At 56.9% G+C, this 14,672-nt stretch carries 9 protein-coding genes; 2 read left to right on the top strand and 7 right to left on the bottom strand.

Annotated elements, in window-relative coordinates; all coding sequences use genetic code 11:
* Nucleotides 1-5 precede the first annotated feature (5 nt).
* The 3 genes from PKO02S_RS12185 to PKO02S_RS12175 form a co-directional block, all read right to left on the bottom strand.
* Nucleotides 6-1,763 (bottom strand): S-layer homology domain-containing protein, encoded by a 1,758-nt coding sequence (locus PKO02S_RS12185; RefSeq protein WP_127583083.1) that lies wholly within the window; start codon nucleotides 1,761-1,763, stop codon nucleotides 6-8.
* Nucleotides 1,764-1,823: 60 nt separating this feature from the next.
* Nucleotides 1,824-4,250 (bottom strand): cohesin domain-containing protein, encoded by a 2,427-nt coding sequence (locus PKO02S_RS12180; RefSeq protein WP_127583081.1) that lies wholly within the window; start codon nucleotides 4,248-4,250, stop codon nucleotides 1,824-1,826.
* Between the two features lie 201 nt (nucleotides 4,251-4,451).
* Nucleotides 4,452-5,381 (bottom strand): AraC family transcriptional regulator, encoded by a 930-nt coding sequence (locus PKO02S_RS12175; RefSeq protein ID WP_164821414.1) that lies wholly within the window; start codon nucleotides 5,379-5,381, stop codon nucleotides 4,452-4,454.
* A 172-nt stretch (nucleotides 5,382-5,553) separates the two neighbouring features.
* On the opposite strand from PKO02S_RS12175, the gene PKO02S_RS12170 reads away from it, so the two are divergent.
* Nucleotides 5,554-8,256, top strand: coding sequence for a family 78 glycoside hydrolase catalytic domain (locus tag PKO02S_RS12170; RefSeq protein WP_127583077.1), 2,703 nt, complete (start codon nucleotides 5,554-5,556; stop codon nucleotides 8,254-8,256).
* Nucleotides 8,257-8,355: 99 nt separating this feature from the next.
* Here the strand turns inward: PKO02S_RS12170 and PKO02S_RS12165 are convergent, their stop codons facing one another.
* The 4 genes from PKO02S_RS12165 to PKO02S_RS12150 form a co-directional block, all read right to left on the bottom strand.
* Complete coding sequence (locus PKO02S_RS12165) at nucleotides 8,356-9,384, bottom strand: Rpn family recombination-promoting nuclease/putative transposase (protein WP_373865207.1); 1,029 nt, start codon at nucleotides 9,382-9,384, stop codon at nucleotides 8,356-8,358.
* Between the two features lie 145 nt (nucleotides 9,385-9,529).
* Complete coding sequence (recQ, locus tag PKO02S_RS12160) at nucleotides 9,530-11,335, bottom strand: DNA helicase RecQ (protein WP_127583075.1); 1,806 nt, start codon at nucleotides 11,333-11,335, stop codon at nucleotides 9,530-9,532.
* Between the two features lie 166 nt (nucleotides 11,336-11,501).
* Nucleotides 11,502-12,497 (bottom strand): Gfo/Idh/MocA family protein, encoded by a 996-nt coding sequence (locus PKO02S_RS12155; protein WP_127583073.1) that lies wholly within the window; start codon nucleotides 12,495-12,497, stop codon nucleotides 11,502-11,504.
* Nucleotides 12,494-13,498: a Gfo/Idh/MocA family protein gene (locus PKO02S_RS12150; RefSeq protein ID WP_127583071.1), complete on the bottom strand. Its 1,005-nt coding sequence runs from the start codon at nucleotides 13,496-13,498 to the stop codon at nucleotides 12,494-12,496. The genes PKO02S_RS12155 and PKO02S_RS12150 overlap by 4 nt, the downstream gene beginning before the upstream one ends.
* Before the next feature lie 145 nt (nucleotides 13,499-13,643).
* On the opposite strand from PKO02S_RS12150, the gene PKO02S_RS12145 reads away from it, so the two are divergent.
* Entirely contained in the window at nucleotides 13,644-14,552 is a 909-nt protein-coding gene (locus PKO02S_RS12145; protein ID WP_127583069.1) for a helix-turn-helix transcriptional regulator, read from the top strand.
* Nucleotides 14,553-14,672 lie beyond the last annotated feature (120 nt).

Below are 14,672 nucleotides of genomic sequence, written 5' to 3'. Positions count from 1 at the left end.
CCTGCCTATTGTCCGAGCAGCACCCGATACAGCAGCACGGCCGCTTCCGCACGTGTCGTATTGGCGGCGGGATGCAGCCTGCTGTCGCTGCCTTCCACGTAACCTGCTTTTACAAATGCCGCCATGTCCCTCTGCGCGTAGGTCGCGACTTCGGCATGGTCGGCGAAGCTCGCCAGCTCTTCGCTGCCTGCTTCTCCTTCCAGCACTCCGCTCAATCGCAGCGCTCTGGCCAGAATAACGATCATATCCTGTCTGGTAATCTCGTCCGTCGGACGGAACTGATTGCTCCCGCTGCCTTGAACGAGCCCAAGCTTTTTCGCGATGCCGACGGCTTCGTAATAATAATCCGACTTCGCTACATCGTCGAAGCCGGCATCCGGAACTGCCGATAGCTCAAGCGATTTGACCAGCAGCATCGTAAAATCGGCACGTTTGATGTTAGCCGCCGGTGTGTAGGTACTGTCGCTTGTCCCTTCGATAATCCCCTTCGAAGCCATTACTTCGATCGGCTGCTTCGCCCAAGGATGCGCCGCCAAATCGCCGAACGACTTCATCACGTAAGCTACCGCGTAGGTGCTGAAGTGAGTCGTCTTGAACGTTACTTTGCCTGTGGCGGGATCGTATTTGCCGTTCGGTACCGAGACCGCACTTCCTTGGCCGTCGATATACCAGATGACGATATGCTTCGGGTTCTTCATTTCTTCTGCTGAAGGCTCATACTCCGCGCTGAATGTGACGGCAGCTCCAGGATTGCTCCAATCGATCGTCTTGTCGCCTGCTCTCGCTTCAATTTCAAACACCGGACGATTTCCGATCTTGTCCTTGATCTCGCTGCTTAACCCTTCGGCGCTTCCACGGCCTATGGAAATTTGCACGGAGGTTTCTCCCTGCAAATCTTGTTTGCTGAACATGTTGGAGGGTGCTTGAATCGTACCCAGCGGGGTACGAATTTCGAACATGGTCTTTTTACCGTTAACCGACAACGCGTCCGCAGGAAGCTGCTGCACGTATTGTTTGGCTCCTGGGATTTCCGCCATTTCCAGCACTACGCTTTTCACACCGTTTTTGTCTTCCTTGGCCTGGTCCATCGCTTGCTGCAAGGTGGCGTTGTCAAGGATGGCGACCGCTTCCCCGCTCTCCATGTTCAGTTCTGCCTCCAGGACGATTTTTATTTGCCCGTTCGGCTCCTCTTGTACCCCGTTTCCATTTCCATTTCCATTGCCGTTGCCATTGCCATCGTCACCTCCGTTGTCATCCCCGCCTCCAGCAGGCACATTTATCGTGACGGCTACGGTTTCGTTTACCGGGTACACGGTTTTACGAAAATCGGAAGGGCCTGCTTTCTCAACAAGGGTAACGGATCGAAGCTGGATCTTCGTCGCACCTTCGACATTCGCTTGAAACGTCCATTTGGCCAGCTTGCTCGTGCCCGTTACCGGAGTGCCGTTCCCCATCTTGGTCCAGGCATAAAAAGCCGTATCTCCGTTTAGCGTAACCGGCAGTGCAACCGTGTCCGAAACCAACGACTGCGCCGAATTCAGCGCCAGCTTGCCCGGGTCATAACCGAGCTCCAGCTCGGCGGCGAAAACATTCGACAGGTTAAGCCCTGACAGCTCCAGCGTAAACGAACCGCTCTTCTCGACGGCAATCGTGGAACGATCCCAGGAAAAGGACGGTGTTTCTTCAGCGAACGCCAAGGTGGAGGGAAAAGCAAGGAGCAGGAGCAACAACGCGGTTAGAGCTCGTTTTGTCCATCGGATCATAAGGTACCGCCTCCATGTAAGTCGGGAGGATAGCACCCTATCCTCCCGTTGGATCCTGCATTAATTCAATATTTTTTCTGCCAACAGAGCCAAATCCAATACGTCAACAATCCCGTCACCGTTGAAATCCGCTTTTTGGGCCTCGTTCCAGTCAGGACTGTTCTGATCTTGGCGGTAAAACGGCACGAAGAGGGCCAAATCGCCTACATTTGTGATATTATTGCCGTTCAAATCCGTATTGTACACTCGGACATTCAGCGTGCCGGGCAATACTTGAAGCACTCTTCCATCCGCCGCGCCTAACGTAGCCGCTATCACTTGGATGGTGCCCGTAGCGGTCGCACTTTTCGCACGAAGAGTAAGGTCCAGAAGGTTGCTTGACTTGTCGATGCCGTCGGCGGTCATGGTCAGAATACGAACTTGACCCGGCGTATCTCCATATACCGAGGCGATTACGGTACTGGAGCTGGATGGTACAGTTGAAATAAGTTCAAATAGACTGGCGTCATACTGGATCGTGATGTCCTGGGCATATACGGAATCCGTCACGTTTCGCAGCTTGAGTCCCACTTGAACATCGCGGCCGGCATAAACAAAAGTATCTCCGGACAAGCTGGCTGCGGGTATTGGTTTGATAAAAGGAACAAAGAACAAGTTCGTTTTATTGGCGCTTTTCCACAAGGTCACGGTTTCGCCGGCCTGAAATCTTTTCTTGTACAAGCTGAACGGCAAATTCCCGGTAATCACAACCTCCTCGCCAGTATCAACCCAGCCGTTCGCAGCGAGCCAATCCGGTCTGGGATTCATCCGATCATCGAAAGCCAGGAAGACGTCCGAAGTGGTATCCACCTTGAATGTTGCCACAATTGAAGCGCCTTGATAGTTTTTGGAGTTTGCGTTCGTCATGATGTAGTTGCTGCCATAAACGACCGATGATACGCTCTCAAACTTGAAGGCGCGATCGCCGTACACGAGGTCGCCTTGATTGACGTTATTCATAATCGCCCAAGGATCGCCTTGCTGGACATCCGACAGGATGGAAAGATTCGAAACGACAATCGGATACGAATTGCCTCCGATGTTATCCTCCGGCTCCCCGTCTTCCGGCGCGATCAATGGAGGCTGCGGGCCGCGGCCTTCGACGAAAGCCGCATACGATTGCAGCCATTCCTCCAAGTTCGTGTAGCCGTCGCCGTCGCTGTCCGCACTCGGGTTTTTCGGGATGACCAGCTTGCGTTGATTCTCCGCAACAACCGGCCAGCCGCCTGCTTCGCTAATCGAGTCCATAATCGTACCCGTCCCGTTGATGGCCTGATTCACGATGCGGGTTTCATACGGCAGCCGATCGGCCGGACGTGCGCCCGCGTTGCTCATGACCCAGTTGAACACTTCGTTCGACGGCTTGGCGATCAGCCCGGCATTCCATACAGGCGGAGTCGCGGCTTCCAGCTGCTGCTGGGTAAATGTCGACTTGTTGTTGATCATGTCCCACTGCGAGGTAAAAGGAACTTTGGGGTTCAGTGCCAGGTTGTCCGCCATATGAACTTGACTGTTCGCGACAAAGTTGGCGTTGATTTCGAGCACTTTGCTGCTGGCCCAGCTGGCGAGAGACGGACCTTCCTTGAACACGTTGCCGACGATGCTGTTCTTGGTCGGAATACCGCGCTGCTGGCTCAATCGGTTGAACGAGTTGATCCTGTCGTAGAACACATTGTTAACCTGTACATACTCGCTCGACATCGCATAAGGCATCCGGCCCTCGGCATGGCTGACGAGACTGCCGCTCATCGTCACCTTGGAATTCGCGGTATTGTCGAACAGTGGCCCGAACCCATGCGGACCCGGAGTTGTGGTCCCTTCATCTACGTGAATCGAATCGTGCAGCGGCTCTGAAGCGATCAGGTTACTGAACGTGACGTTCCCATAATTCCCATAAGTAGAGAACACTTCGTCGACCGTCCAAGTAAAGGTGCTGTGATCGATCACGACATTGTCCGGAAAGCCGTTCGGATCGCTGACCGCTACCGCGTCTCGGTTCGTCGGCGCGATGGAATAGCCCTCGTCCCCCGGGGCGATGCGGATATGCTGGATCAAGACATCATGCGTCATGATCCGCATATTGGCGCCCTTCAGGAAAATGCCCGGAGAAGGAGCCGTCTGACCGGCAATCGTAATATAAGGATCGAGAATGTCCAAGTAGTTGTTGATCGTAATCGTGCCGGACACCTCGAACACAACGACGCGAGGTCCCGATTGGCTGATCGCATAACGAAGCGTACCCGGTACGTTGCGGTCCTCCAGGCTCGTCACCTTGTACACTTTGCCGCCGCGACCGGCCGGCGTATCCGTTCCATAACCCGCAGCGCCCGGGAAAACCGGCAGCGCATAGGCGGAGCTGGCAACGAAAAAAGCCATCAGGCCGAATAAAATGCCAACCAGCAGCTTCAATTTCGCGCCGGAAATTGGTTTGTATCCGTTTGCAAACATGCTGTACCTTTCACCCCATCTGCGATAAGTTTGGATTGTAAGCAGAACTGCACATTTTTGGTAACCGCTTACAAACAACCCCCTCTGCAAAAGATTTCCGCTTACCTCGTCATTTTATAGCGACAGGGAAAACGGAAAAAATGAGGCAAATCCGTTGTTTGGTCCACTTTATCGACTAGGGGGGCCGGTGTGATTGCAAAATCAAGGGGTTTGGTGCACAAATCCGTCATTGCTCCCTTTGCGAAACTCCCCCGGGGTCATGCCGACGATGCGGCGAAACGCGCGATAGAAGCTTTCCGCGTCGGAATAACCGACCGTTTCGGCGATCGAGCGCACCTTCTGCGTCGTGCCGAGCAGCAGCTCGCAGCTCATGCGGATGCGGGCATGCTGGACGAAATCGTGAAACGGCTGCCCCGTCGTTTGCTTGAACAGACGGAAAAAATGCCGCTCGCTCATACGCAGCCGCTCCGCCATGCCGCGAATCGTCAAAGGCTCGGCGGCGTGAGCCAGCACATAATCGATCGCCTCCTCAATCAAAAGTTGCGAAGACTTCGACGACTCGATCCCTACAGCAGTACTGCCGGTTTCCGCCCCCCCTGCCCGAGACTCGTTTGTGGCGCGATACAGCTCGACCAACAGCTGGATCAGCAGCGCATACAGCATAGCGGATGAACCGCGCCGCTCGCCGTTATATTCTCTATACAACGCGGCGAACAGCGGCTCGAACGAAAATCGGCGGTCCCTGACCCAGAACCCGTGATCATTATGTCCCGGCTGCAGCCTCAGCAAAGGCGCCAGCTCGAGATCCGGCAGCAAACGCTCCGTCAATTCGGTCAGCAGCCGGTCGCTGAAGAGGCAATTGCAGACGACCAGCTTGTCGCCCCCTTTGACCGAAGCCGGGCGGAACACATGCGGGACTCCCGCCGGCAGCACGAACAGATCCCCTTTGCCGACCGCCTGCACCTGATGGCCGATATGATGATAGCCCCGGCCTTCCGAGACAAGCGTCACTTCAATGAAATCATGCGCATGGAACGGCATTTCGAACGACTCGACCGCCCGATTGACGTAGATGTCCAAGCCGCCTTGAAAAAAATCCGTCCCCCGAAACACATTTTGCCGCGTTTCCATCGCCTTCGCCGTCCTTTGACCCCTGGTTGAGTGATATGGTTTCATTGTCAAATATACCGTACGCTTTTGTCAAGATTACCCGTATAATTCACCGCAATCGACCGTTAAACTGAAAATGTAACCATACCGACATACAACTACATCAATATTGAAGAAAAGGGAGCATAGGAGCATGGCGAAAAGTGTAGTGAGGAACCTGATCTGTGAATACAAATCGAATCCGCTCGGCATCGATGTTCGCAAGCCTAGATTGAGTTGGAAGCTGGAAGCGCCTGAGGGTGCCCGCGGCATCGTGCAATCGGCCTACCGCGTGCAAGTTTCGTTGGATGAAGCCTTTCAGGGCGATCTCGTGTGGGATACCGGCAAAATAGAGTCCGACCAATCGATCCAACTGGATTATAGTGGACCGGAGCTTGGGTCGCGAACCCGCTACTATTATCGCGTGCAAGTGTGGGACGGCGCTGGCGAGGCGACGGATTGGAGCAGCGAGACGGCTTATTGGGAGACGGCTTTCCTGCAAGGGGCCGACGAATGGACGGCGAAGTGGATCACCTCCGACCTCGCTCCTACGCCTGGCATACCAAGCGATGATCTGCCCGCTCACCAGTTGCGTAAGACGTTTCGATTGAGCGGCAAACCGGTGTCGGCACGCGTCTATGCGACGAGTCTCGGCTTGTATCGGCTCTTCGTAAACGGCTCGAATCCGGACGACACGCTGTTTACTCCAGGTTGGACCGAATACCGAAAGCGGCTGCAATACCAGACCTATGACGTGACCTCCATGCTGAACGAGGGGGAAAATGTGCTCGGCATTATGCTCGGCAACGGGTGGTACTCAGGGAATTTGGCATGGCAGCATCAGAGGAACAATTATGGCGACACTCGTGCGGCACTGCTCCAGCTCCATGTTCGTTACGAGGACGGCCGCGAAGAGATCGTGGGGACTGACGATTCTTGGACAGCCGGCACTGGGGCTTTGCTCATGTCCGAGCTATATCACGGGGAAACATATGATGCGAGGCTGGAGACAACAGGCTGGCAGGGAACGGGGTTTGATGACTCCATGTGGAAATCGGCGAACGTGATCGAGCATTCGTACGCCATTCTCGTCGCTCAGGAAAACGTGCCGACCCGCGCAACCGAGGAGCTGCGCCCGAAAGAGCTGCTGACCGCGCCGAACGGAGACTCGATTCTCGATCTTGGCCAGAACATGGTCGGCTGGATGCGGTTTAGCGTGGAAGTCCCGGCGGGGACAACGATTGTGCTGCAGCACGCAGAGGTGCTGGATAAGGACGGCAATTTCTATACCGAAAATCTGCGCAGCGCCAAACAGACGATCACTTACATCTGCAAAGGCGGCGGGCCGGAAACGTTCGAGCCGACTTTCTCGTTCCAAGGGTTCCGCTACGTGCGAGTGGAAGGATTGGCGCCATCGCCTGACTGGCTGGACCGGTTCATCGGCGTCGTCATCCACTCGGATATGGAGCCGACCGGCACATTCAGCTGCTCCGACGAGCTGATCAATCAGCTGCAGCGGAACATTGTATGGGGCCAACGCGGCAATTTCCTCGATGTGCCGACGGATTGCCCGCAGCGGGACGAGCGGCTCGGCTGGACCGGAGACGCGCAGGTGTTCATCCGGACGGCGGCCTATAATATGAACGTCGCTTCTTTCTTCACGAAATGGCTGCGAGACTTGGCGGCGGACCAGCTCCCGAATGGCGGCGTGCCATTCGTCATCCCGCATGTGCTGAAGGATGACTCCCACTCTTCAGCAGCTTGGGGCGATGCCGCCGTCATCTGCCCGTGGGTCGTGTACGAATGCTATGGCGACACGCGCATTCTCGCGCAGCAGTATGACAGCATGAAAGCGTGGGTCGGCTATATGCAGGCGCAAGGCGACAACGAGCTGTTGTGGAACACGGGCTTCCATTTCGGCGACTGGCTCGGGCTCGATGCCAAGGAAGGCAGCTATATCGGCGCGACGCCGAAGGATTTGATCGCCACCGCGTTTTATGCGTATTCTACCTCGCTCGTCGCCCGCACTGCGGAAGTACTGGGTGAGGTTGAGGATGCGGCAGAATATGGCCGCCTGCACGCCGCAATCGTCGGCGAATTCCGCCGCGAGTTCGTGACGCCGACCGGTCGGCTCGTCTCTCCGACGCAGACGGCGCATGTACTGGCTCTTGCATTTGACCTGCTCGAGCAGAAGGACCGCAAACGAGCGGCCGATACGCTGGCCGAGTACATCCGGGACAACAAAGTCCGGCTGACGACCGGCTTCGTCGGAACGCCGTACTTGTGCCACGCGCTTTCGAGCCACGGCTACACGGAGCTGGCTTACGAGCTCGTGCTGCAGCGCGAATATCCGTCCTGGCTGTTCTCCGTGCTCCAAGGCGCGACGACGATCTGGGAGCATTGGGACGGCATCAAGCCGGACGGCTCGTTTTGGTCCAAAGACATGAACTCGTACAATCACTACGCCTACGGCTCCGTCGGCGAATGGCTGTACCGGATCGGCGCCGGCATCGATACCGACTCGCAAGTGCCGGGCTACAAGCGCTTCCGCATTGAGCCGCATATGAAGGAGACGGCGCTGACCTCGATGAGCGCGACGCATCAGTCGATGTACGGCGAAATCGGCGTGGCGTGGGAGAAGCTGCAGGACGGCGCCGGTCGCCGCGTTGCGGTCACCGTGCCGGCCAATACGGAGGCGGTCGTCGTGCTGCAAGAAGCTGCTGTGGAAGCCGTACTTGAGAGTGGCCATGTGTTGGCGGTAGCGGAAGGGGTTAGCGCTGTGGGGCAGTCCGCTCAAGGAGCAACTTTTACGCTCGGCTCGGGCCGCTACGTGTTCGAGTACACGGTGGCAGGCTAAGACTTGTCATCTGGCCGCCTACAAGAAGAACAAACAGAAAAGCCTCCTGTACCACTCTAGCGGTGGTTCAGGAGGCTTTCTACAACAGGAACGTTCGGGTTAGCTCGATGGCTCCAGCAGCTTGGTCGCCTCTTCCAGACGTTCGGTGCGGAATATCGCTTCCCCCAGCTTTTCCAGTCGGTCCAGCTCGTTGATTAAGGCGATCTGCTCCAGCAGCTTCGTGCCGGCTTCGCCATACCGGGTCTGAAGGAACATCTCAATGAAGCGGCGAGACGCTTCTAGCTTGCCTTCGATCTTGCCTTCGATCTTGCCTTCGATCTTGCCTTCGATCTTGCCTTCCTCAATGCCCCGCTGCAGCGTATTTTTATCCCAGTAGTATTGCAGATCGTGGATGATGTCCTCGACACTTCGATTCGACAATCGTATCTCCTCCTTCAACAGCTGTTCCTCGGCCTCGTCCAAGACCAAATAAGTATGGAAGAAGCCGGCGATCAAATGCATCCGGGCAGGGTCCAGCTTCATCCGCGCCAACATAAGCAAAAACTCTTTTTTGACCTGCACCTTTTCTTCCTCAGTATAACCCATTTTGCTCAGCAGCGCAGCAGCTACCGGATTGTCATGTCGGATATAGTCCCGCCAGCCGTACATGTGGAGCGTAACCGGAAAATACCAGTAGTGCAGACCTCCGTACGAGGAAAACGCCCAGCCGAACGTGTTCGGCACCTCTCTTGCACGATCATAGCTGAACACGGCGATCGGTAAAATCCTCCTCCGGTACTTCTCGTACAGTCGGCTGGTGTAAATAAACATACGCTCGGCAAACGCTTGCTGATAGTAAGCTTGCGGCTCCACATGCACGATTATGAGCGCTTCTTCGCCCCGCAGCTTCGTCTCCGCCAGCAGGTCGACTCTGCGCTTCTCCCCCGCCAGCAAGTCTGTGTACAGCTCCTCCGACAAAAAAGTGAGATGATCAAAATCGATCGCCTCATACACATCGGGCAAAAACAGCTGGATAAACTCTTGAAAAAACGTTTGGATCAATTCCTTGAACAATCGATCATGATCGACAGACAACCGCTCTCCTCCCTCTCCATCTGCCGATGCTGCAAAAAAACAAGCACCGGCCATTGTCGCATCGCTCCAGGACCAATCACTGGGCTTGCGCATGGCGGTGCTTCCGCTGGTTCAAGTATAGCACAGCAGGCTAATCCCAGGGAACTCCAGAAAATTCCAGAAATTGTTCTATGCTAACTTACCTTCATTATCAATGCCGTTATCTGCTCTCCGCCGCGTAGGCGCGAACGGCGTCGAGGAACGGCGCGCCGTACTTCGCCAGCTTCGCCTGGCCGACGCCCTTGACGAGGAGCAGCTGCTCCTCGGTCTCGGGCAGCTGCTCGGCCATCTCGCGCAGCGCGCTGTCGGCGAAGACGACGTACGGCGGCACGCCGTCGCGGTCGGCCAGCTGCTTGCGCAGAGCGCGCAGCCGATCGAACAGCTCGTCCCCGGTGCGCGTCTGGCGCTTGACGAGCCGCACCTTGCGCATGACGCGCTTCTCGCCGCGCAGCACATCGGCCGCCGGCTGCAGCAGGCGCAGCACCGGGTATTGGCTCTCGGTCAAGCCGATATAGCCGTCCGCAATGAGCAGCTGGATCATGTCGACGATCGTCTTCTCCGGATATTGCTTCATGAGACCGTACGTCGGCAGCCTATCGAACCGGAACTCCAGCACCCGCTTGTTCGACGAGCCCTTCAGCACTTGCGCGACGAGCGTGACGCCGAACCGCTCGTTCATGCGGCGAATGCACGACATGATCTGCTGCGATTCCAGCGTCATGTCGACGACTTCGCTGTCGTCATTGCAGTTGCCGCAATTGCCGCAGCGGGCGGCTTCGGCTCCTTCCTCCGGGCGCTCTCCGAAATAGCTCAGAATGTACGACCGAAGACAATTCTGGGTGATGCAATAGTCGATCATCTGCTGCATCTTCCGGTATTCCTGCTGCTTGCGCTCCGGCGAGGAGACGGATTGCTCGATGAGAAACTTCTGCAGCAGGATGTCCTGCGGCTGATACAGCAGCACGCATTCGCCGGGCTCGCCGTCGCGCCCCGCACGGCCGGCTTCCTGGTAGTAGGCCTCCATGTTCTTCGGCATGCTCCAGTGGATGACATAGCGAACGTTCGACTTGTCGATGCCCATACCGAACGCGTTCGTCGCCACCATGACGCGAATGTCGTCGCGCAGGAAACGCTCCTGCATCTGCTTGCGTTCGTCATCGGTCATCCCGGCGTGGTATTTGCCGGCCGGGATACCGCGGCGTTTCAACTGCTGATGCACCTGGTCGACTTCCTTGCGCGTCGCCGCATAGACGATTCCGGCTTGGTCGGCGTGTTTGGTCACGTACTGGTCGACATAGTCGTCGCGATTCACGCCCTTAAGCACGGAAAAACTCAAGTTGCTGCGGTCGAAGCCGGTCACATGCACTTGCGGCTCCTGCAGTGCCAGCAGCCGCACGATGTCGGTTCGGACGTTCTCCGTCGCCGTGGCGGTGAAGGCTGCGAGTCTCGGACGATGCGGCATTCGGCGGAGGAACGGCGCAATCGCCAAGTAGCTCGTCCGGAAATCGTGTCCCCATTGGGACACGCAGTGCGCCTCGTCGATCGCTACGAACGGAATGTCGAGCCGCTCCGCAAGCGTCGCGAACATGTCCGTCTCGAGCCGCTCGGGGGCGACGTACAGCAGCTTGTACTCGCCGGCCGCAGCCGCCCGCAGGCGGCGCGAGGTTTCGGAGCCGGTGAGCGAGCTGTTGATGTAAGTAGCTGGAATGCCAAGCCCGTCGAGCGCGTCGACCTGGTCTTTCATCAGCGAGATCAGCGGCGAGACGACGATCGTCGTGCCGGGGAACAGCAAGGCTGGCACCTGGTAGCAGATCGACTTGCCCCCGCCGGTAGGCATAATGCCAAGCGTATCGTATTCGTCTAATATGTCTCGGATAATTTGCTTCTGCCCTTCGCGGAAATCCGGGTAGCCGTAAATGCGCTGCAGCACCCTCCGCGCTTGGTCCATCGTTAAAGGTTCGTTCATCGCTTTCTCCTATCCCATCGGAAACGATCAAGACCGGACCCGAATGTCGGCGTCCGGTCTCTATTATCGTATAACGGATCACTCGGGAAGGCAAGACAAGCGTCTGCCGCTAGAGCTGCTTAGTGCTGCATAACGCTCCATAGAGCTGCCAAGGAGCTGCATGGTACTACAGCAGCTTGACCGGCTGGCCGGTTTGTACGGAGCGATATCCCGCCAGCGCCACCTCCGAGGAGCGCAGCCCGTCGACTCCGCTGACCGGCACCGGCGTGCCTTGGAGCAAGGCCTGGACGAACCCTTTGACCAGCCCTTCGTCCATGTTGTCGCCCCAGAAGCTGTACACCCCTTTGCCTGCTTCGTTCGAGTACCACTCGTTGCTCTGGGCGAAAGCATCGACGGCAATATGCCCGCGCGTACCCACGATCTCCATCGTCACGTCGCCCCAAGTCGGGAACGATTTCGGCCGCGACCAGCTCGTATCGATCGTGCCGAACGCGCCGTTCTCGAATTTGACGTGAATCATCCCTGTATCGTCCACCGCCGCCCCTTCTTGGAACATCGTAGCGGCATGGGCGAACACCTCGGATACCCGCGACCCGATAAACCAATTCATCAGGTCCATCACATGCACCGTATGGTCAAGCAACGCGCCGCCGCCGGATAAAGCCGGATCGACGAACCAGCCGCCAGGGAACGAGCCACGGTTCGTCCCACGGATCGCAATGATGTCCCCGATCTCGCCGCGGTCAACCGCTTCTTTCGCCTGCACGACCGCCGTCAAATACCGGCAAGGAAACGCTGTCATAAGCTGCACGCCGTTCTCCTCGCATGCTGCGACCATCCGCTCCATTTCCTCCACGGAGAGACCGAGAGGTTTTTCGACGAGCACATGTTTGCCCGCTTGAGCGGCGTCGATCGTCAGCTGCGCATGATGCACATTTTCCGAACAAATGATGACCGCATCGATATCCGTACGCAACAAGTCCCGATAGTCCGCGTAGTAAACCGTACCCAGCTGCTGAACAACGCCCTCCACGCGGCTTTTCACTTCGTCGGCGATGCCCGCGATTTCCGCTTCAGGCATTTTGGAGAGCGAGTTCACATAAGAGAACGCATGTCCGTGGGCGAAGCTGATCAACCCTATCTTTAATTTGGCCGTGGTCATTGGTTTGATGCCCTCCCTTGGTTCGACAAAATGACCGCTTCCCCGGTTTCGGCGGACAGCCGCGCTGCGTTGGCGATTTCAAGCGCCTTGTAAGCGTCCCAAGCGGTTACTCTCGGCTCTTTCCCGTCACGGATGCATTCGATGAAATGCTGAAGCTCCAAGTAAAACGGGCTGTTGACGCCCGGACTGCTCGGGACCGCCACCTTTTTCTCGCCGTCCTCGGCCTGTACCTCCTTGTACACTTGCAACGATGATGTCTTGCCGCTATCGCCTCGAATCAACCCCTTCGACCCGGCAAACTCGGCCGCTGTCCGGAAAGGCCCCGGATACCCCCAGTAAGCCTCTACATTGGCCACCGCTCCGCTTTCGAACACGAGCGTCACCAGCGCATAGTCCACATGATCGTCAACTCGACGCGTGCAATACACCGACTTCACCTCGCCAAGCGCCCAACGGACAAAATCGATATCGTGGATCATCAGGTCGACGATCACGCCGCCGCTCTTCGACTCGTCCTTGAACCAAGGCTTTGCTTCGCCCGGGTGGCCGCCGATCCGCCGTAAATTCGCCGTCCCCACTCGTCCCAACTGGCCGGAGGCGATTTTCTCCTTCATCTGGACATACTCCGGGAAAAAACGGACCACATGCCCGACGAACAGCTGCACCCCATTCCGCTCACAGCTGTCGATCACCGCTTGCGCATCCTCGAGCGTCAAAGCAATCGGCTTCTCGCTAATTACATGAACTCCCGCTTCCGCCGTACGGATCGCATACTCCTTATGCAATTCACTAGGCAACGTAATGCTGACCGCCTCCGGCTTCACACGATCCAGCAGCTCCTCGTATGAGGCGAATGCAGGCACACCGTATATCGCGCCGACATTTTCCGCCGCCCCTGGATAGAGGTCGCATACTCCCACCAACTCGACGCCCGGCATTTCGGCATAAGCGCCCGCATGAACTCTTCCCATTCCTCCGCAGCCCAACACTGCTACTCTCATCCGGCATTCTCTCCTTTTTTAGACGGCACCTACAGGATATAATAGCTCTAGTGCCAACAATACAAGGATACGGCGGCTTCGGCTATGCCGGCTTTTGTCCCGTTTGTATCCAATTTTGCTCTAGCCTGTCGGAGGTGGATTCCGGATGGAGTTTGACGTGTTCCAGGAGCCGATTTATTATCAAAATCCGCAGCTCTGCATCAAGGTAATGGAGTTTCGCGTGAGCGCCCCGGAAGTGAAAATGCGGGATCGGGCCCAGTGGCATTATCATAAGGAAATCGAGTTCGTACTCGTGCGGCAGGGAACCCATGAGATTCATACCGTAAACCGCGTCTATCGGCTGGAGCCGGGCGATGTGGTCGTCGTCGGTTCCTCGCAGCTGCATCGGGGGCACAAGGTGGGGGATGACGAGCTGGCGTTTGTCGTGCTTCATTTCGACCTTCAGCCGTATTTCGATCCCGCGATGCTGATGTATTACCGGCATTTCTCGGAAATTTACGAGCCGCTGGAGGCGCTCAACTATATTTTCGTGGAAAATGTAGAGGTCAAACGGCAGGTCGAGCGCATCATTCTGGCCATCCACGACGAAATTACGCTGCGGCCCAAGGGCTACGAGATCGCGGCGAGCATGCACATCAAACATCTGCTGCTGACGCTGCTGCGCGCGGATCGCAAGGGGCTGCTGCAGGCGCATGAATGGAGCGACGGCGAGCTGATGAAGCGGGTGATGGACTATGTCGACGAGCATCTGGCGGACAAAATCGAGATGGAGCAGGTGAGCCGGCTGGCGGGGATGAGCTACTCGTATTTCTCGAAATACTTCAAGCGGGCGATGGGCGCCTCGTTCACCGATTACATCAACCGGAGGCGCATTCATACGGCCGAACGGCTGCTCGTGACGAGCGACAGAAGCGTGACGGACATCGCCGCGGCGGTCGGCATCGCGAACATGGCGCATTTCTACGAGATGTTCAAGCGGTTCAACGGCTGTACGCCGAAGGAGTATTTGCGGAGGCTGGGGAGTGCGGGGATCGTGGAGTCCGCAGGAAGATAGATATCGCACCCAGCCGACCGTTCCACCCGTCATGTGGACCTCGATCCCAAATCACCACATTCTCGCTCAACTAAAAATCCCTCCGCCGAACCGAAAATCACCGGCTCAGCAGGAGGGGTT

Source organism: Paenibacillus koleovorans NBRC 103111, from assembly GCF_004000845.1.
GTDB classification, from domain to species: Bacteria; Bacillota; Bacilli; order Paenibacillales; family NBRC-103111; genus Paenibacillus_AA; species Paenibacillus_AA koleovorans.
The sequence above is the reverse complement of the archived record's forward strand: the minus strand, read 5'-3'. Positions and strand labels throughout refer to the sequence as shown.

What these genes read in the sequence shown, in the direction of transcription:
- PKO02S_RS12185 (WP_127583083.1), bottom strand. Translation starts at nt 1,763, where the DNA reads ATGATCCGATGGACAAAACGAGCTCTAACCGCGTTGTTGCTCCTGCTC.
- PKO02S_RS12180 (WP_127583081.1), bottom strand. Translation starts at nt 4,250, where the DNA reads ATGTTTGCAAACGGATACAAACCAATTTCCGGCGCGAAATTGAAGCTG.
- PKO02S_RS12175 (WP_164821414.1), bottom strand. Translation starts at nt 5,381, where the DNA reads ATGGAAACGCGGCAAAATGTGTTTCGGGGGACGGATTTTTTTCAAGGC.
- PKO02S_RS12170 (WP_127583077.1), top strand. Translation starts at nt 5,554, where the DNA reads ATGGCGAAAAGTGTAGTGAGGAACCTGATCTGTGAATACAAATCGAAT.
- PKO02S_RS12165 (WP_373865207.1), bottom strand. Translation starts at nt 9,384, where the DNA reads ATGGCCGGTGCTTGTTTTTTTGCAGCATCGGCAGATGGAGAGGGAGGA.
- recQ (WP_127583075.1), bottom strand. Translation starts at nt 11,335, where the DNA reads ATGAACGAACCTTTAACGATGGACCAAGCGCGGAGGGTGCTGCAGCGC.
- PKO02S_RS12155 (WP_127583073.1), bottom strand. Translation starts at nt 12,497, where the DNA reads ATGACCACGGCCAAATTAAAGATAGGGTTGATCAGCTTCGCCCACGGA.
- PKO02S_RS12150 (WP_127583071.1), bottom strand. Translation starts at nt 13,498, where the DNA reads ATGAGAGTAGCAGTGTTGGGCTGCGGAGGAATGGGAAGAGTTCATGCG.
- PKO02S_RS12145 (WP_127583069.1), top strand. Translation starts at nt 13,644, where the DNA reads ATGGAGTTTGACGTGTTCCAGGAGCCGATTTATTATCAAAATCCGCAG.